Origin of the sequence: Aminicella lysinilytica, assembly GCF_004362975.1 — a bacterium.
Classification (GTDB): Bacteria; Bacillota; Clostridia; order Peptostreptococcales; family Anaerovoracaceae; genus Aminicella; species Aminicella lysinilytica.
On sequence record NZ_SNXO01000012.1, the window covers coordinates 12,631 to 30,442 of the forward strand.

Here is a 17,812-nt window from a genome sequence, read left to right on the forward strand (position 1 = left end):
AAAAACTGGTTGACGAGCATGGAAAATAATGGTATTCTTGATTTACGGAGGGATGAAATGGAAAGAATGAAAGTTGGAATAGCAATTGAAAATCATAACTACGGAGAAATTTTGGCCAGAGGGCTTTCCATAGTATCCCATAATATGACATATTATGTCCTTGGTCATGGAAACGATTCTGTGGAAGGGATGAAGCTCGACGTAATTATTTCGGATCTGCCTCAGAGCCGGCTGGAAAAACTTGGAGTAAGTAAGGAACCTGTCATAGAGATGTCTCATGAGGAAAGGGAAGACTGCATTTTTCTCTTTGATGACAGCAGGACCATAGTTGATCGCATCATATACTTTTATTATGAAAAGACCGGGAAACTGGTGGAGTACAGAGGGAACAGCAATAGCAGACTACTTGTTTTCTGTGGCATATCCGGTGGCGGCGGCGTCACATCGACAGCTCTGTCTGTGGCCAGGATGCTGGAAACTATTTACGGAAGCAATTGTCTATATCTGAACCTGTGTCCTGTAGATGATTCCAAGCGATACGTAGAAGAGAGAAATGACGGTGGAATACTTAGACTTCTATATCATCTGACGCGGGACGATGATTTCCCAGTAGAAAGATTCATAGATGAAGATGATGGCATATTTGCATTTGCCACGGGAGCCATGAATAAATACGCTATGGAAATGGACGATATATCATTTGGCAGATTATTGCGGATAGTGGAGGAGCAGGGAAAGTATGACTATATTATAGTCGATGTGGGAAATTACTGGTCCCGCAGCAACTTGAAGATCCTGGAGCCGGCTGATTGCGTAATACTGGTAAGTAAAGACCATAGAGGCGGAGAGTTTGCCTATGAAAAAAGGGTGAGAGCAGAGATAGAAAGATACTCCGGGGACGATCTGCTTAAGGTGCTGAATTTTGTTGACGAGGGTGAATACTATGACGGAAAAACGGACTGGGAAACCCCGGAGGACGGGGATGATGAGATAATTTTATCCAAGGATGATAAGGCGTTTATAACTATGGGCGGCCGGGTCAGGATAGATCTGAAGGGCAATTATGGATTGGAAATAGCCACCATAGCTAAGAAGATAATTGAGGTATGCAATGGATCCGGGAACAAAGGAAATAGCGAGAGAGAAACTGAAGGAAGCCAGATATGCGTTGGCTGATATATGCGAATACGAGGGGACAGAAAATTATGTGGAGACCTTGGAATCACTTATCTTGGATGAGAGACTCGATTTATCTGTCAAAGGGTACTGCGAACTGTCGGAAGCAGTAGAAGATAGACTCAGGAGCCGTTTAGGAATACTGGAAAGACTCATTGATAAAGAAGGTATTACTGAGATAATCGTCAATGGAAAGAATGATATTTTCCTCGATGGAAAGGACGGACTGGTGAGGCTGGATGATGACTTCGAATCCGTGGAAGAAATCGAGGAAATCATCAGAAATATAGCGGCTAATGTCCATCGGGAAATCAATGAAATGAATCCTATACTGGATGCCAGACTTAATAACGGATCACGCGTCAACGCTGTGTATAAGAACGTTGCGGCAGGTGGTCCTGCCCTTACGATCAGAAAGTTTTCCAAAGAACGTATGACCATGGCTCAGATGATAGAACACGACACTCTGACCGTACAGTGTGCCGAATATCTTAAGGAACTTGTGGAGTGCGGCTACAACATTTTCATAAGCGGCGGCACATCCTCAGGAAAAACCACATTCCTCAATGCTTTGTCTGAATATATCCCGGCTAAAGACAGAGTCATCATCGTGGAGGATAGTCTGGAACTGCAGATGGATCACATAGATAACCGCGTGCAGATGGAGTGCCATAACGCCAACAGTCTGGGGAAGGGACTGGTTTCAATGGATATGCTGATACGTACCAGTCTGAGGATGCGGCCGGACAGGATAATAGTCGGAGAGGTCAGGGGCAGGGAAGTTGCTGATATGCTGCAGGCTATGAACACCGGCCATGACGGAAGTATGAGCACGGGTCATGGAAATTCTGTGAGGGGCATGCTCAGAAGACTTGAGGCTATGTACCTGATGTCGGCCAATTTACCCATGGATGCTATCAGAGCACAGATAGTTGAAGGCATAGACATTATGGTACATCTGGGCAGGACCAGGGAGGGGAGAAGGATGGTTTTGGAAATACAGGAATTGATTGATTACAGCGACGGGGCCTATGAGCTTAATCCGCTGTTCGTGCTCAACGATGACATGGAACTGGAGGCAACAGGCAATAAATTGAAAAATCGCAGTAAGCTTCAGTTCAGAGGAGCCGGTCATGGGGATAGATTATAGCAAATATGAGTTATCGAAACCCGAAAAGGAAAAACTGTTAATTGGGCTGGTAGTGACCACAACTGTCGTAGGAGTGATTTTCTATAATAGCATATTCTTTGCAGTGGCTACGGTATTCCTTTTCAGGCCGGCGCAAAAGGTAATGGAGAGATTTCTGGCGAAGAAGCGACTTAATGAACTTCGGCTGCAGTTCAAGGATTTCCTCTACAGCCTTTCATCGTCGCTGGCAACAGGTAGACATATGGAGGAAAGTCTGGAGGAAGCAAGGAAAGAACTCCTGACTATGTATAAGGCTGACGATCATATAATCAGGGAGACGGAATATATGCTGCACAGTATAAAAGACGCAGGAGAGCCTGATATCGTTGCCCTGGAAGACTTAGCAGCGAGAGCAAGGGTTGAAGACATAGATATCTTTGTGCAGGTGTATAGAGCCTGCAGAGAGACAGGTGGCGATATGATAAGTGCTGTCAATAAAAGCGCGGCTGTTATCGGTGAGAAGATAACCATAGAAAATGAGATACAGGTTATGTCATCACAGAAAAAGTTCGAAGGTAAGATAATCACGGCTATGCCCGTAGGCATTATTTTGTTCCTGAGGGTCATGTCACCGGATTATCTCAGCATCATGTACCAAAGCCTGGCAGGCCGGCTGATGATGACAGCCGCACTGGCAGCGACAATAGGAGCCTATGCTTTAATAGAAAGGATAACTGACATTGAAGTTTGACATAATGAAAATCAGAGGTATGGCCGATTTCAAGGCTTTTGTCTTTGAAGAGAAAAATCGCAGGGCCATAGCCTGCATACTGGCAATGTCCCTGATCCTTGGAGTCGTTCAGGCTACCAAAGGGTTGACGGGTGGCAAGAAATATGTGACGGACAGGAAGGGAAATGTCGTCGGTCTAACTCGTGAAAATGGTAATGAGTCCGCGTCATATCCTTTGAAAATCAAGGCTTACAAAGGTGATATTAAGACCACTAAAGATATTGTACTGACTTTGCGGGGCGGATCTGCTACAGTAACTGAGAGTAATAAGACTGTGGATCCTATGGACAAATTAAATGAAAAACTGACAGACACGATCAGCGAAATTGAAAACACAGGGGATAGTAAGGTGACTTTGCCGGGGAAATTATCCGACGGCACTGTCATCTCCTGGGACAAAGGAGAGACGGATAATATAGGGGTCATTTTTCTACTGCCCGTAATGCTCATATTGGTCATGTACTGGAACAGCAGGGAAAAGGTCCGCCATATGACAACAAATAATCTGGATAATGTAAGGAGTTCGTTACCTGCTTTTAATAATCAGCTGGTGATGTTACTGAATTGCGGATTGATATTCAATGATGCTTTCGGGAGAATAGCACAGGGATATGCGAAGCAGAATCATAGCAGAGGATATTTTCAGGAAACGGTCCTTGACATAGAGAAGGAATCAGAGGAAACAAACAGGAGTCTTGTAAAGGTGCTCAACGACCATGCTAACCGCATAGGTGTAAGAGAATTTTCAAGGATCGTAAGCATCATTACGGACAACCAATATAAAGGAGTGGATCTGACCGGCAAGTTGGAATCGGAAAGCAGTATACTCTGGAATCAGAGAAAAAAGCTGGCCGAAGAAAAAGGGAAACTGGCAGAGACCAGACTTACATTTCCTCTGGCTCTCCTTCTGATAGTTCTGATATTGATAACGGCTGCTCCGGCAGTCCTGCAGGTGAAAGGAGGATAAGAAAATGAAAATGTTGAAAAATAAACGTGGAATGGAAATGGTCCAGGTTGCGATCCTTATTGGACTCGCAGTGTGCCTCGGCCTCATTTTCAAAACCGAGATCACGGAATTCGTAAACAAAACATTCCAAGGACTCAATAGTTGATATGGGCAATAAGAGAGGAAGTCAGATAGTAGAAGCTACCATAGTGTTGCCTGTAATAATACTGACGATCCTGAGCATGATAATGTTGCTGGTGTTTTTCTTCAGCTGCCTGACTACGCAGATGAGCGTTCACCAGCACCTCATCAGAAAGGCCGTTTCATCTAAGACTATGATCGGAGTTGAACGGTATTCCAGAGAAACGACCAAAGACATCGGCGGAGTAATAAGTATACTTATGAAGAAGGATGTATCCTCCAGCTGCTATCTGATCAATGAGGTGACAGCTATCCGGTTAGGAGAGGCTATAAATGAAAAAGACCAATAGAAAAAAAGGTTCGGTTACTATATTGATAATGCTGTTCTTCGTTACATTGGTGTCCATGATAATGGTCTTTGTTTCAGTATCTAAGGATTACGCTGTGAAAAGTACAGCAAGGGAATTGGGCCTTCTTTGGACAAATTCCATATTAGCCGAATACGATATCAATCTTCAGGAAAGATATAATATTTTTGGTTTTTACGGTCTGGAAGGAAATGTGGAGAAAAAAATCAATTATTACGCGGGAGAATCATACTCGAACAAAAGGTATGTCACATATAAAGGCTGCAGGGCAGAACTGTACGATTATAGTCTTGCTAATGTTGAAATGTCGGGTAAGCAGATAGTGGCAGTGGGGAAACTTGCTGCCGCAGGGAAATTGCTGAAACCGAAAAAAGACATTAAACCGGCAGCAGGCGGAGAGGCCGGCATAATAAGAAACAAAGCGATACTAAATGGACTTCCCTCTAAGGGCTCCGGCAAGAGTATCACTATGGCCGGCATCTCCGATTCTCTTAAGAAAACCGAGACTATTAGAGGAGTAGTTAAGAAGGGAACAGATGAATATTTTGAAAATCAATACATATTCAAGTATTTCAAGGACAGAAGCAACAGCAGGGGACTGGGCAAGACTTTTTTTCAAAACGAAGTGGAATACATTATCTGTGGGAAAACCGCTGACGCGGACAATGAGGCCTCAATCAGACGCAAGATAATAGCCCTGAGAGAAGCCATGAATCTTCTTTTTGTTATTAAGGATCCCAAGGCTAACGCAGAGACTCTGGCGGCCGCAGAACTTATAACACCCGGACCGGCGGCCCTTGCTACACAGAAGGCCATACAGGCGGCCTGGGCTCTGGCTGAAAGCTACAATGACTATCAGCTTCTCATAACCGGTAAGAGGGTACCCGTAGTAAAGGATGAAAAGTCATGGGCCATAGATCTGGAGTCTATAGTGGGCAGTAAGCCGAAAAAGGACGAAGACCCTGAGTTCAACACGAGTGCTTCTTATGTAGATCCGGGCAACATTCACGGGGAAGACTATGAAGATTATCTGGGCATAATGGCCTATTCTATGGATGAGAAGGTGAAACTGCTTCGAATACTGGATCTGATACAGATCAACATGAAATATTGCTATTATGGAGGCTTTAAAATCATAGATTACAACGGAGGCGTGAAGGTGACATTGAATGTTAACAGAAAATCATACGAAATCGAGAAAGAATATCAGCCTGAATAAAAAGGGAAGTTATATAGTTGAAGCTACTATAGTAGTTCCAATATTTATCATAGCAGTTCTTATGCTCATAAGTATAATACCGATAATATCTACATGTGAAAATATCACATATTCAGTTACAGAGGAAATGAGGATGGAAACTGCCAAGTCGGCTTTCAGAGACAATCCGGCAACGGCGCCCATCGCCATGGGTATAAGAGTAAACAGAGAAAACAGGAGACTGTCGTCATTTTATATAACCGGATATAAGTACAAATACAGAGCCCATGGAATAGATGACCTGATCACAGTGAATTTCACTTCAGCTTTTAAGGAAAAGAACCCACTGGGACTTTTCAGCAGGGTAGAATTCGAGGGAAAGCTAACGGGACGGGCTTACACGGGAAGTTATTATAAGGACACTCCATCGACCAGATCGGAATTCGAGGAAGATAAAGAATCTAAGACCGTATATGTGTTCCCTAACTGGGGTAAATGTTATCATAATAAAAATTGTACATATGTCCGCTCAAATTGCCACTTAGTATATCTGTCGCAGAATGTAAAAAGTTCCTTTCATTCATGTCCCCTCTGTGGATCCGCTGATGCGTCAATAGGCACGCCGGTCTTTTGTTTCGAGAGCAGTGGGGAGGCCTACCATCTGGCGTCTTGCAACGCCGTTGATAGATACTATATTGAAATGGAGAAGGATGAAGCTGTTGAAAAGGGCTATATGCCTTGCAGCAAGTGCGGGGGAGAATGATGAACGATCATATTGAAGTAAATTACAAGTCCGGGGATATAGAAGAATTTCATAAAGAACTGATAAACCGTAGTCTTTGCGGTCTGTTTTTGCCCGGCAATGTACTTGAGTGCCAGGGCGCGACTATTATAACCTATAGTACAAAGGACTACTTGCCGGTGACGGCCGTGGAGGCTTTGGATGTATGCCGTGCTTTGGACATGATCAGCTGTCTTATGGCGGCAATGATGGAGGCTGAGCGAAGATATTTCTTCCTTGGCGAATATAGTATGGAACCGGAACATATTTATGTTAGCATGGAAGGTAGTCAGGTGTGCCTCATATACAGAAAGGCGGAATATGCTGACGAAAAGCAAGTCTACGAAAAACTCATAGATCTTATAGAAATATTAAAGACCAAGCTGGTAAATGGGGGAGAGAGTTATCTGGATACGGCGGCAGGGTATCTGCGCAGAGGCAAATCAAGCCCGGGAGTCGTAAGACACCGCATAGAGGAACTCAGCAGGGAAGCTCGTGCCTGCAGGTTCGAATAAATGAAATACCGCTCACTGATGTGAGCGGTATGGTTTGCCGAATCTACTTATTTGTTAAAGTTTCTTCTAGCTGCTTTTTTCTTGTCTCTGCATTCTTTGCATCTTTTTGGCTCGTTTTCGAAGCCTTTTTCTTTGTAGAATTCCTGTTCGCCAACGGTGAATACGAATTCCTGACCGCAATCCTGGCAGATTAATGTCTTGTCTTCCATTTTATAGCTTTTCCTCCTATGAATATTATATTAATTTAATTGGGTTCGATATTCATATTAGGAATACGAGACTTATTAATTAATACAATGTCTATTATAAGCCATTATTTTGGGTTTGTCCAGCAATTTAGAATATTAAAGCATTTTATTTGTTAATAAATAAAAAATCTATCTGCTTGTCTTCCGGGACTGCGCCTTTGACTTTGATTTTTACAGGGTCGCCCAGGGCGTAAATCTTATGGTTGCGCTCGCCGATGACACGGTATTTGTTTTCTTCGTAAATATAGTAATCGTCATTGAGACTGTCCAGCCTTACCATACCTTCGATAGTATTAGGCAACTGTACGTATATACCGAAGTTAGTAACGCCGCTGATGACTCCATCATATTTTTCTCCAACATGATCCAGCATATACTGGGCCTTTTTCATCTTTTCCACGTCACGTTCCATCTCCTGAGCAGTGCGTTCTGTGATAGAAGATTGGTCAGCCGCTTTCTCTGCAGCATTCTTGAAGCGTTTTAGCATAGCCGCGTTGGCTTTTCCTGTAATGCATGCCTTGATAATTCTGTGGATCATCAGATCAGGATATCTTCTGATAGGGGAGGTGAAGTGGCAGTAGTAATCGAAAGCCAGACCGAAGTGCCCATCGCAGCGTGTGCTGTAATATGCCTTTTTCATAGACCTTAGAATCACCGTGCTTACTATAGTTTCGTAGGATTCTCCTTTGATCTTATCGAGTATATCATTTAACATCTTGGGATGAATATTATCAGGATTACCAGGAAGGTTTATGCCGAAACCTGCAAGGAAAGCCTTTAACTCAACGATCCTGTCAGGATCCGGTTTTTCGTGTACACGGTACACGAAGGGGTATTCCATCCAGTAGGAGTGCTCAGCTACGGTCATATTGGCCGCCAGCATGAACTCTTCGATCATTCTGTTGGCGCAGCGTCTGTCTTCGATGGCTATGTCTACAGGAATCTCATCTTTGCCAAGGATAATTTCAGCTTCATCGAAGTCGAAGTCCAGACTGCCTTTTTCCTTACGCTTCTTCCGCAGGATTTCAGCCAGCTCTTCCATAAGCAAAAGATCCTCATAAATACCAGAATACCTGTCAATCAGGTCAGCATCGTGATTTTCCAACATATCTGATACGTCGTCATAGACCATCCTGCCTTTAGAATTGATGATACTCTCAAAGATATCATGATTGACGATATCTCCATTACTGTCAATTTCCATTTCGCAGCTGAGAGTGAGCCTGTCGACTCCCTCGAAAAGACTGCAGATGCCGTTGGACAGTGACTTGGGCAGCATAGGCACTACTCTGGTGAGCAGATATACGCTGTTACCGCGTTTAAGGGCTTCTTCATCTAAAGGGCCGCCAGCTTTCACATAGTGGGTGACATCTGCGATATGCACGCCCAGAAGATAGTTGCCGTTCGGCAGTTTGTCTACAGAGACTGCGTCGTCCAGATCCTTGGACTGAGCGCCATCAATGGTGATGATCGTCTTTTCACGTAGATCCCTGCGGCCTGCGATTTCTTTCGCAGATATTTCTTCCTTGGACTTCGCCGCGGCCTCAGCCTCAACTTTGCTGGGGAATGTCTCTCTCAGGCCCTTTGCTCTGATGAGAGCTTTGATCTCGCCGCCGACCTCGCCGCTTTTGGCGATGATTTCTGTGATTCGACCCTCGGCGTTTGCATTCTTGCTGGGGTATTTGGTAATGAGCGCCACGACCTTGTCACCGGTGTGGGCGTTTCTATATTCCGATTTAGGCACAAAAATATCATCGCAGTTTTTCCTGTCGTCGGCTATGACGAAGCCGAATTTTTTTCTGCGTTGGAATGTGCCTACGACTTCAGTATTTGCATGGATAAGAACGCCGTCTATGATGCCTTCTCTGTTTTTGCCCCAAAGATATTCCGGCAGCAGGTCTACGCGGACTGTATCGCCGTGCATGGCATCGCGCATATTGCTCTTATCAATGTAAATATCGCCGTCTTCCTCTTGCCGTACAAAGCCGGCGCCGGATCTGGTCTTTTCTAATATGCCTGTTATTATATTGTTGTTTGTGTTTTTACTCATAATTGTTAAAAAAACTGGCAAACGGTATTTCCGCCTGCCAGAAAGACTTACTTTTTTAATGATGATTATTCCTCATCCTTGGTTTCTTCAACGGCTGCTTCTTCAGCAACTGGAGTTTCTTCTGCAGGAGCTTCCTCTACAGGAGCCTCCTCAACAGGTGCTTCCTCAACTACTGGAGCTTCCTCTACAGGAGCTACTTCAGCAGGGGCTTCGCCTGCAGCATCTTTGATTGAAAGACTGATTCTCTTTCTCTCAGTATCGATGTCCAGAATCTTAGCGTTTACATCCTGACCAACAGTAAGCTCATCGCCGATGTTGTTCACATGCTTGTTAGCAACTTCTGAGATATGAACGAGTCCATCAAGACCCGGCTCAAGCTCTACGAAAGCGCCGTACTCTTTCAGCTGAACTACCTTACCATGAACGATCTGATCTACATGATAATTTTCATTGATCACTGACCAAGGTTCAGGTGTAGTCTGCTTAAGGCCAAGTGAAATCTTGCCCTTTTCACGATTCATTGAAAGGATCTTGACTCTGATCTTCTGACCGATTTCAAGAACTTCATCAGGGTGCTTAAGTTTGCCCCATGAAATCTCTGAAATGTGAAGAAGTCCGTCGATTCCTCCCAGGTCTACGAATGCACCATAGTCTGTGAACCTCATAACAGTTCCTTCAACTATGTCATCGACCTGCAGTGTTGCCCAGATCTCATCAAGCTGCTTCTGTCTCTCTTCAGCTAATACAGCCTTATGAGAGAATACCGCTCTGTTTCTTCTCTGGTCAACTCTGGTTACCCTGACTGATAAAATCTGTCCCATGAATTCGTCTGCGTTCTCAATATACTTGTTTGAGAGCTGGGATAGAGGAATGAATCCGGATACTTCCTTGTATACCGCAATGACTCCGCCTTTAACAGCCTTGACAACTTTAACTTCTATAATGGTCTTATTCTCTAGAGCGTCGTTGATCTCGTTCCAATGCTCGTTAACTTCCAGTCTCTTCTTGGACAGCAGGATTCCTCCGTCACTGTCATCGGTCTTTACGACCTTAGCCTGGATTTCGTCTCCGACCTTGAATAGATCAGTCAGCGTCTGGCCTTCTTCCAGTGATACTTCATTTACTGTCAGAATTCCGTCTTTTTTGCAGCCCATGTTTACGATGACTTCTGTGTCGCTTACCTGGTCAACTTTACCGGTAACGATCTCTCCCGTATGTGGGAGTCTCAGAGATGCATCGATCTCGTCCATGTAGTCTGCCATTGAATTTGTTTCGTTGGTGATATTTTCACTCATGTTAGCAATAACCTCCTTAATAACACGTTCAGGCGTCGAGGCACCTGCCGCAACTCCTATTCTATCGCATTTTTGCAATTCTTTCAACGGTAAATCTTCATTATTTTCAACAAAATACGATTTAATGCAGTTTTTTTTGCAGATTTCGTATAATTTCCTGCTGTTGGAAGAATTTTTCCCGCCGATAATGATCATGGCGTCGACATTTTTCGACAAACCAAAGGCGGCTTCCTGACGTTCCCGGGTAGCGCTGCATATGGTATCGTTGACCGTAATTTCCACGCCGTGGTCTATGAGCACCTTCGTAACTTCGCTGAGTGTTTCTTCGTTCAGTGTAGTCTGACACACCACGAAGGCCTCCTGACCGGCAAAAGCTTCAGCTTCAGTTTTGTTGCCGATGATGCTGGCTTCATTATCACACCAGCCATTTATGCCGATGACCTCAGGATGATTTTTGTCGCCTACTATGATCACATGCCGGCCCTGATCCTTTGCTTGCCGTACTAATTTGTGTATGCGGGTGACAAAAGGGCAGGTTGCGTCTACAAGGTCAAGGCCCTGGGCTTCAGCCCGCACAAAAAATTCCTCGCTTTCGCCGTGAGATCTGACGATGACTATATCGCCGGCGCTTGCTTCATGGAGATCGGATATGATGCCGACTCCGCGGGATGCAAGGTCGTCGGTGACTGCGGTGTTATGTATGAGCGGGCCGCAGGTAAAAATGCGCCTGCCGTCCGTATTGTGTTCTATTTGATCGATTGTTTTTTCCAAGGCTCTGCGAACGCCGAAGCAAAATCCGCTGTGTTCTGCTCTGATAATTTCCATTGGCTGCTCCTTTTCGTAAATCAGGATCTGGCTCTGTCTGAGTTCCAGAAAGAGTGCGAGAATAGTACGATCACTGAGTATAGTTCCAATCTGCCGGCCAGCATAAGGATAGAACAGTAAAATTTACCGAAGCCGCTGTATATGCCGAAATAGCTACCGGTCATTTTACCGAAGCAGGTGCCGTTATTAGTGAAAGCTGCTATGGCTGAGCATATAGTGGTTTCCATGTCCTGATTTTCAAGGCCTAACAGAACTATTGATATTATGAATATAGCGAAGTAAAGCAACAGGAACACAGTGATCGAAGATGCATTGGCTGCCGAGACCGGCTTCCCCTGGATCATTATAGGTTTGACCGATTGCGGATGTATCCTCTTGTATATGCCTCGCATAATAAGTTTGAAGCCGACTGCGGCCCTGATGACTTTGATGCTTCCGCTTGTAGAGAAACTGCATCCGCCTATGAGGGCTACGCATATGAGTACTATCTTGCAGGTAGTAGGCCAGCTTCCTATATCAGCGATTATGAATCCAGATGTAGATGCGAATGAGACGATCTGTACAAACCCGTTTCCAAGAGAACTGAGCAGGGAATCATATACGCCGCTGTAAAAGAGACTGATCGATACTATGCAGGTAGATACAAGTATTATACATATGTAGATCTTGATTTCGTAGTGGTGTAGCGCCTCTCTCCATTTTCCAATGAAAAGAAGGAAATATGCGATGAAACTTATAGATCCTGCCAATGACGAGCAAGCCAGAACGCCCTTGATGTAAGGGGTGATAATAAAACCTGCCTGGGTGCTGGACAAATCGACTATGCCTGCAGTGCTTATGGTTGAAAGCGTGTTTATCAAAGCATAGTAAGGGGACATGTCTGTAGGAAGCAACAGCAAGAATTCCAGTGCCGTAAGGGCAATGTATATCTTATAGGAAATCTTTGCTGTATCGCCAAAGCGTGCAGTCAGCTTTTCCAGTTCAGGACCGGGAACCTCTGCCGCGGCCATTTTTTGTCCACCGATGCCTAATCTTGGGAAAATCGAAATAGTCAGCACGATGATACCCATGCCGCCCAGCCAGCTGGATATGGTTTTCCACAGAACCATGGATTTAGGCATGGCTACCATATCTACAGCAGTTGCGCCGGTAGTAGTCCAGCCTGCGCAGGATTCAAATAGACAATCCATGAAGGAGTATCCCTGATCACACAGATAATAAGGCATGGCGCCTACAAGTATGACGCAGAACCAGGCTACGATAACTACGAAGAATCCTTCTCTGGTCTTTATCGTCTTCTTGGTTTTGGTCACGGCCCGTCGCATGGTCTCGCCGAAAACTATACATACGATCATAGTACAGAATAGAGAAGTAGCTGAAGTTATTTCATTGAAATAGCAAGCAAAGCCAAAGGGTATAAGCATAGCAATACCCTCGAAAAGTAATATGACAGATACAGTTTTAAAAATTAGTCGATGATTGAATGTCATAACGATCCTCTCTAATTAATTATCAGGCTTTGTTTGAATTCCAATAGTGCGGTGACAAGAGCATGAAGAATGTGAATAATTCAAGTCTTCCGGCTATCATCAGGAAGGACAGTACTATCTTGGAAAAGTGTGAGTATATGCTGAAGTTCATAGTAGGACCTACGAGATTGAATCCCGGGCCTACATTACCCAGACAGGTAATGACTGAACTGAAGGTCGTGAGCAAATCAAAGCCATTGAATGAAATCACAAGACTTCCGGCAAATACTACGAAAATATAAAAGAATATGTAATTCGTTATATTAGTCGCAACCTCTGATGATACGGCTCTTCCGTTCAGGGTAACTGTATATACGCGGTTAGGGTGTATTTTCAATGCCACACCTCTTCTTATGAGTTTCAGGCATATGAGTATTCGTATTATCTTAGGCCCGCCTCCTGTAGATGAGGAGCAGGCGCCGGTCAGCATCACCAGGAAAATCAACATTTTCGCAAATGTTGGCCAAATGTCGTAATTGGCCGTGGCATAGCCTGTAGTAGTCATTATTGATGATACCTGGAAGGCTGAATCCGTAAAACTCTTGAATCCATTGGTATAACCGCCTACGGCCAGTAGATCAATGGTGATGAACAAAGTGCAGACCGCCATGATCCCAAGGTATAATCGTAATTCAGGGTCGCGGAACATAGCTTTAGGTCCACGTCTGATCAGTACGAAATACAAGTTGAAATTAGTTCCGCACATAGTCATGAAGACTATGATGACCCACTGCAGATATGGACTGGTGAAGTGGGCAATACTATTACCGTAATTAGAGAAACCGCCAGTGCCTACGGTTCCGAAAGTCTGGACCAAAGCATCGTAGAGGCTCATTCCGCCTATCATCAGAAGAATTGTTTCTGCAATGGTGAATACTATGTATATCAAATACAGATTTTTGGCTGTGTCGGCAAATTTAGGGGTCAGTTTATCTAAAGTAGGACCCGGAGTTTCTGCGCTTGCGATCATCATTCCTTCAACTCCTATGGAAGGGAGGATCGCAGCAGCGAAGACTATGATGCCCATACCGCCCAGCCAGTGGGTGAATGATCTCCAGAAAAGCATGGATTTAGGCAGGCTTTCAACATCTGTTAATATGGAAGAACCTGTTGTGGAATATCCTGAACAGGTCTCGAAGAAAGCGTTAACATAGTCGGGAATCGCTCCCGATGTGCACATAGGTATAGCGCTGATGAGTGAAGCGACCAACCAGCACATGGACACAATAAGAAACCCATCTCTGGCCTTTATCCTGATCAGAGAAGGGGGGAATGTACGCATTATTATAAGTCCTGAACACAGGCAGATCGCCAGGGTTATAGAGAAACTGACAGTACACCTGGATTCCTGATAAATTACAGCTACCAGAAATGAAGGAATCATGCAGAGACCTATAACGAAGAGCAATATACCCATCATTCGTATAACGTTTTTTATGTTAACAGACATACTAAACTCCCTTTATGCTATGCAATCAATGTTAGTTTGCCTTTGGTTTCAGTAGTTTCTCTATATCGCCTATACCTGAAAGCAGGTTGAGTATAATAACTCTGTCATTTAACTGGATGGTAGTGTTGCCGTCTGGAATGATGACTTCATTGCCGCGGTGTATGGCAGCTATGAGTATATCGCTAGGCAATTCCAGTTTGGAAATAGGGACACCGATCATAGTCATCCTGGAATTGGCAATAATTTCCATGATTTCCGCCTGCCCCTGGATAAGTACTGAAGAGATGATTTTCTTGGATCCCTGTATATACCTCAGTATGTTGCTTGCAGTAATATCGAGAGGATTAAGCACCATATCTACGCCCATTTTCCTTATGAGCTCACGATAATTCTCATGACTGACCTTGGAAATGACATCAGGTATATTATGCTGTTTGGCCGTGAGAGCCAACAGCAGGTTCTCTTCATCGTAGCCTGTACAAGTGACGAAGGCGTCCATTTCATCCATATTTTCTTCCTCTAACAAAGGAATATCTGTGCCGTCTGAATGGAGAACCATTACATTGTTCAGGTGGGTGGAAAGATAGCGGCATCTTTCCATATTTTTCTCAACGAGTTTGACTGCCGCGCCGAACTCGGATAATTTTGCAGCTAAATAGAAGCCTGTCTTTCCGCCTCCTACTATCATCACCTTGTGAAGGTTAGTGTACTTGCCCTTTTCATGGGTCTGTTTATTCAGTTCCATGATACGGTTTTTCTCTCCAAGTACATAGAGGAAATCTCCGTCCATGATCTCGTCTTCACCATGGGGGATGATCACCTTGCCGTTCCTGGATAAGGCAGCAATAAGCATATCAGGAAGTACCTCACGTACATCCGGTATACTGAGGCCCACCAAAGCAGGAAACCTTCTTGTCGGAAATTCTGTCAAAGCTATACGGCCGCTTGTAAAGATACCGTTGCTAAGTGTGTATTTCTCAGCCAGATATTTATATATTTCAACTGTTATGGCCATATCTGGGTTTACTATGGAGTCGATGCCCATAGATTCCTTGATAAAATCAAACTGGCTCATATGCTCCGGCTCTCTGACCCTTGCAATAACATGATCACAGCCGAGCTTTTTCGCAAAAGAAGCAATAATGATATTAGTCTCGTCATTGCCTGTAACTGCCAGCAGATACTCAAAAGAGCTTATGTTTATGCGTTTGAGCACGCTGATCTGTCTTGCGTCGTCATTAATTGTCATAACATCGAGCTGCTGTGAAAGCTTCTGCAAGATAGCATCATTCTTATCGATTATGGTTATAGAATAATCTCCACCGATGAGAGCCTCCGCTACTTTAAAACCAAGTTTTCCAGCGCCAACAATTGCTACATTCATTTATTCTTCTTCCCCTTACTATCGTTTTTGATTATAAGCAGTAACAATTATTTTAGTGCAGATTATTCAAATTTGCAAGGGCTTTTGGTATAATAGTATACAAAGTAATCTGAAAGGAGAAGAAAACTTGAAAATCAAGCGATTCGAAGAAGGTTCACTTATGGCTAACGGATACATCGTTTACCTTGAAAAGGGTGGCCTTTGCTATATAATTGACCCGGGATATAACCCGAAAAAATACATGGATTTTTTTGAACAAAATAAACTGACGCCGGCAGGCATAATACTCACGCATTTACACAGTGATCACACAGGCGCAGCGGCTGCCCTTTGCGACAGGTACGATTGCCCCGTGTACATGCACGAGGCGGACGCCTTTGTTTATAAAGGAAGAGTGGATATAATGGTCAGGGACGGCGACCAGCTTGACCTGGAAGGTGAGACCCTGGAAATCATCAGCACTCCGGGCCACACCAAGGGAAGTATATGCATCATGTCTGAGAAGAACAGGCTTTGCTTTACAGGCGATACGATTTTCGATACGGACCTGGGCCGTACGGATCTGGCCGGGGGCAGCGAGGCGGATATGAAGAACTCTATCTGCAAGGTTGTTGACAAATGGGACAATGATATTACAATATATCCGGGGCATGAAGACGGATGCACCATGAAGAAAGTAAGAAAATACAATAGGGAATTTCTGGCATTGAGGGATGGAAATGAGCGATAAAAAAATCAAAATGATAGCACTGGACTTGGATGGTACGACACTCAGGAGCGACCACACACTTTCGCCGAGAACTATGGCGGCATTCAAGGCGTCAATGGAGCAGGGCGTGCATATAGTGGTTTCCACAGGCAGGGTCTATTCAGCCTTGCCTAAACTTCTGTTTGGAATCGAAGGGCTGGAATATGTGATAAATTCCAACGGCGCCCAGATAACAGAACTGGCTACAGGCCGGCGCATATATGAGAATTATATGGATCCGGATGCTGTGGAGCAGGTAGTTGCAATACTCCGGGGCAGCGGCATATCTGTAGAGACATTTGTTGACGGGCAGGCTTATGCCGACGCTGATGAATTTTACGACATTAAAGAACATGGTTCGACTTTTCGCGACGCCAATTACGTTTTGACGACCAGAAATCCCATACCGAATATTTTAGATTTCATGCTTGAACATAAGGATAAAATAGAAAACATCAGCCTGAATTTTGAATTTACGGCGGACAAAGACAGAATGTGGCCGGTGCTGACCGCTATAGACAACATGACGCTGACGTCGTCATTTGCGCATAATTTTGAGATGGGCGGCGCAACTACCAGCAAGGCTGAAGCCCTGCGGTTCCTTATGGATAGGCTTGGCGTAACAAAAGATCACCTGATGGCCTGCGGCGACAACCCCAACGACAGCCTGATGATAGAGCTGGCCAGAGTAGGGGTAGTCATGGGCAATGCCAGCGATCACATGAAATCACAGGCCGATTATGTCACAGACGGCAATAACGATGACGGGGTTGCCAAGGCTATAGAGAAATTCGTATTAGGAGGCGCGTAAAGTGCCTCTTTTTTTTATTGACAAAAACTGGGAAATATAGTAAATTAAGATAAGAAATAACTGTAAATATATGTAAACACGAAAGAAGGGAACATGGAAGACAGAAAACTTATCGGAAACCTGGGCGAAGAGTTGGCAACGGGAATGCTATACGCTCAGGGCTATGAAATACTCGAAAGAAATTTCAGATGCAAGCTTGGCGAGATCGATATAGTGTGTGCCATTGGCGATGGGCTTGTTTTCGTTGAGGTAAAGACCAGAACATCGTTAGATCATGGACGGCCTGTAGAATCAGTAGGGGCTGGGAAACAGCATCGGATCAGAAGGGTGGCTGAGTATTATATGATGACTCATGGCAGACAGAATGCAGATGTGGATTTTCAGGTCATAGAAATAATCGTTAATCAGATAGACAGAGCGTTTTAGGA

18 protein-coding genes are annotated in these 17,812 nt (G+C 44.4%); 12 read left to right on the top strand and 6 right to left on the bottom strand.

The features are described 5' to 3' along the window. Nucleotides 1-57: 57 nt before the first annotated feature. Genes EV211_RS04315 through EV211_RS04355 form a run of 9 tightly spaced genes read left to right on the top strand, consistent with a single transcriptional unit; the run spans nt 58 to nt 7,044 of the window. Nucleotides 58-1,176 (top strand): hypothetical protein, encoded by a 1,119-nt coding sequence (locus EV211_RS04315; protein ID WP_133528205.1) that lies wholly within the window; start codon nt 58-60, stop codon nt 1,174-1,176. After that, entirely contained in the window at nt 1,112-2,326 is a 1,215-nt protein-coding gene (locus tag EV211_RS04320) for a CpaF family protein (RefSeq protein ID WP_133528206.1), read from the top strand. The genes EV211_RS04315 and EV211_RS04320 overlap by 65 nt, the downstream gene beginning before the upstream one ends. Then, nucleotides 2,310-3,056 carry a type II secretion system F family protein gene (locus EV211_RS04325; protein ID WP_133528207.1) on the top strand — a complete coding sequence of 249 codons (747 nt, stop codon included), beginning with the start codon at nt 2,310-2,312 and terminating at the stop codon, nt 3,054-3,056. Before EV211_RS04320 ends, EV211_RS04325 begins: the two co-directional genes overlap by 17 nt. A gap of 4 nt (nt 3,057-3,060) precedes the next feature. Beyond that, nucleotides 3,061-4,062, top strand: a complete 1,002-nt coding sequence (locus EV211_RS04330) for a type II secretion system F family protein (protein ID WP_207667988.1) — start codon at nt 3,061-3,063, stop codon at nt 4,060-4,062. A gap of 4 nt (nt 4,063-4,066) precedes the next feature. After that, nucleotides 4,067-4,207 carry a Flp1 family type IVb pilin gene (locus tag EV211_RS04335; protein WP_243108545.1) on the top strand — a complete coding sequence of 47 codons (141 nt, stop codon included), beginning with the start codon at nt 4,067-4,069 and terminating at the stop codon, nt 4,205-4,207. A gap of 1 nt (nt 4,208) precedes the next feature. Then, nucleotides 4,209-4,532, top strand: a complete 324-nt coding sequence (locus EV211_RS04340) for a hypothetical protein (RefSeq protein ID WP_133528209.1) — start codon at nt 4,209-4,211, stop codon at nt 4,530-4,532. Beyond that, entirely contained in the window at nt 4,516-5,769 is a 1,254-nt protein-coding gene (locus tag EV211_RS04345; RefSeq protein ID WP_133528210.1) for a DUF5702 domain-containing protein, read from the top strand. Before EV211_RS04340 ends, EV211_RS04345 begins: the two co-directional genes overlap by 17 nt. Continuing rightward, nucleotides 5,720-6,511, top strand: coding sequence for a hypothetical protein (locus EV211_RS04350; protein ID WP_133528211.1), 792 nt, complete (start codon nt 5,720-5,722; stop codon nt 6,509-6,511). The genes EV211_RS04345 and EV211_RS04350 overlap by 50 nt, the downstream gene beginning before the upstream one ends. Continuing rightward, nucleotides 6,511-7,044 carry a hypothetical protein gene (locus EV211_RS04355; protein ID WP_133528212.1) on the top strand — a complete coding sequence of 178 codons (534 nt, stop codon included), beginning with the start codon at nt 6,511-6,513 and terminating at the stop codon, nt 7,042-7,044. The genes EV211_RS04350 and EV211_RS04355 overlap by 1 nt, the downstream gene beginning before the upstream one ends. A 47-nt stretch (nt 7,045-7,091) precedes the next feature. Here the strand turns inward: EV211_RS04355 and EV211_RS04360 are convergent, their stop codons facing one another. From EV211_RS04360 to trkA, 6 genes are all read right to left on the bottom strand, one after another. Further along, a complete protein-coding gene (locus EV211_RS04360; RefSeq protein WP_133528213.1) occupies nt 7,092-7,253 on the bottom strand; it encodes a zinc-ribbon domain-containing protein in 162 nt (53 codons plus the stop codon). 145 nt (nt 7,254-7,398) lie between these two features. Then, the gene (rnr, locus tag EV211_RS04365) at nt 7,399-9,363 is read right to left on the bottom strand and encodes a ribonuclease R (protein ID WP_133528214.1); all 1,965 of its coding nucleotides are present in this window, start codon (nt 9,361-9,363) and stop codon (nt 7,399-7,401) included. A 44-nt stretch (nt 9,364-9,407) separates the two neighbouring features. Continuing rightward, nucleotides 9,408-11,462, bottom strand: a complete 2,055-nt coding sequence (locus tag EV211_RS04370) for a bifunctional 4-hydroxy-3-methylbut-2-enyl diphosphate reductase/30S ribosomal protein S1 (protein WP_133528215.1) — start codon at nt 11,460-11,462, stop codon at nt 9,408-9,410. A gap of 20 nt (nt 11,463-11,482) precedes the next feature. Next, the gene (locus EV211_RS04375) at nt 11,483-12,886 is read right to left on the bottom strand and encodes a TrkH family potassium uptake protein (RefSeq protein WP_166635369.1); all 1,404 of its coding nucleotides are present in this window, start codon (nt 12,884-12,886) and stop codon (nt 11,483-11,485) included. Between the two features lie 88 nt (nt 12,887-12,974). Further along, complete coding sequence (locus EV211_RS04380; RefSeq protein ID WP_133528217.1) at nt 12,975-14,441, bottom strand: TrkH family potassium uptake protein; 1,467 nt, start codon at nt 14,439-14,441, stop codon at nt 12,975-12,977. 31 nt (nt 14,442-14,472) lie between these two features. After that, nucleotides 14,473-15,825: a Trk system potassium transporter TrkA gene (gene trkA / locus EV211_RS04385; protein WP_133528218.1), complete on the bottom strand. Its 1,353-nt coding sequence runs from the start codon at nt 15,823-15,825 to the stop codon at nt 14,473-14,475. Nucleotides 15,826-15,952: 127 nt separating this feature from the next. On the opposite strand from trkA, the gene EV211_RS04390 reads away from it, so the two are divergent. The 3 genes from EV211_RS04390 to EV211_RS04400 all read left to right on the top strand — a co-directional run bounded on the left by EV211_RS04390 (nt 15,953) and on the right by EV211_RS04400 (nt 17,810). Next, a complete protein-coding gene (locus EV211_RS04390) occupies nt 15,953-16,555 on the top strand; it encodes an MBL fold metallo-hydrolase (protein ID WP_133528219.1) in 603 nt (200 codons plus the stop codon). Further along, nucleotides 16,545-17,384 (top strand): Cof-type HAD-IIB family hydrolase, encoded by an 840-nt coding sequence (locus EV211_RS04395; RefSeq protein WP_166635370.1) that lies wholly within the window; start codon nt 16,545-16,547, stop codon nt 17,382-17,384. Before EV211_RS04390 ends, EV211_RS04395 begins: the two co-directional genes overlap by 11 nt. Nucleotides 17,385-17,477: 93 nt before the next feature. Next, nucleotides 17,478-17,810 carry a YraN family protein gene (locus EV211_RS04400; RefSeq protein ID WP_133528221.1) on the top strand — a complete coding sequence of 111 codons (333 nt, stop codon included), beginning with the start codon at nt 17,478-17,480 and terminating at the stop codon, nt 17,808-17,810. Nucleotides 17,811-17,812 lie beyond the last annotated feature (2 nt).

What these genes read in the sequence shown, in the direction of transcription:
- EV211_RS04315 (WP_133528205.1), top strand. Translation starts at nt 58, where the DNA reads ATGGAAAGAATGAAAGTTGGAATAGCAATTGAAAATCATAACTACGGA.
- EV211_RS04320 (WP_133528206.1), top strand. Translation starts at nt 1,112, where the DNA reads ATGGATCCGGGAACAAAGGAAATAGCGAGAGAGAAACTGAAGGAAGCC.
- EV211_RS04325 (WP_133528207.1), top strand. Translation starts at nt 2,310, where the DNA reads ATGGGGATAGATTATAGCAAATATGAGTTATCGAAACCCGAAAAGGAA.
- EV211_RS04330 (WP_207667988.1), top strand. Translation starts at nt 3,061, where the DNA reads ATGAAAATCAGAGGTATGGCCGATTTCAAGGCTTTTGTCTTTGAAGAG.
- EV211_RS04335 (WP_243108545.1), top strand. Translation starts at nt 4,067, where the DNA reads ATGAAAATGTTGAAAAATAAACGTGGAATGGAAATGGTCCAGGTTGCG.
- EV211_RS04340 (WP_133528209.1), top strand. Translation starts at nt 4,209, where the DNA reads ATGGGCAATAAGAGAGGAAGTCAGATAGTAGAAGCTACCATAGTGTTG.
- EV211_RS04345 (WP_133528210.1), top strand. Translation starts at nt 4,516, where the DNA reads ATGAAAAAGACCAATAGAAAAAAAGGTTCGGTTACTATATTGATAATG.
- EV211_RS04350 (WP_133528211.1), top strand. Translation starts at nt 5,720, where the DNA reads ATGTTAACAGAAAATCATACGAAATCGAGAAAGAATATCAGCCTGAAT.
- EV211_RS04355 (WP_133528212.1), top strand. Translation starts at nt 6,511, where the DNA reads ATGAACGATCATATTGAAGTAAATTACAAGTCCGGGGATATAGAAGAA.
- EV211_RS04360 (WP_133528213.1), bottom strand. Translation starts at nt 7,253, where the DNA reads ATGGAAGACAAGACATTAATCTGCCAGGATTGCGGTCAGGAATTCGTA.
- EV211_RS04370 (WP_133528215.1), bottom strand. Translation starts at nt 11,462, where the DNA reads ATGGAAATTATCAGAGCAGAACACAGCGGATTTTGCTTCGGCGTTCGC.
- EV211_RS04375 (WP_166635369.1), bottom strand. Translation starts at nt 12,886, where the DNA reads ATGCTTATACCCTTTGGCTTTGCTTGCTATTTCAATGAAATAACTTCA.
- EV211_RS04380 (WP_133528217.1), bottom strand. Translation starts at nt 14,441, where the DNA reads ATGTCTGTTAACATAAAAAACGTTATACGAATGATGGGTATATTGCTC.
- trkA (WP_133528218.1), bottom strand. Translation starts at nt 15,825, where the DNA reads ATGAATGTAGCAATTGTTGGCGCTGGAAAACTTGGTTTTAAAGTAGCG.
- EV211_RS04395 (WP_166635370.1), top strand. Translation starts at nt 16,545, where the DNA reads ATGAGCGATAAAAAAATCAAAATGATAGCACTGGACTTGGATGGTACG.
- EV211_RS04400 (WP_133528221.1), top strand. Translation starts at nt 17,478, where the DNA reads ATGGAAGACAGAAAACTTATCGGAAACCTGGGCGAAGAGTTGGCAACG.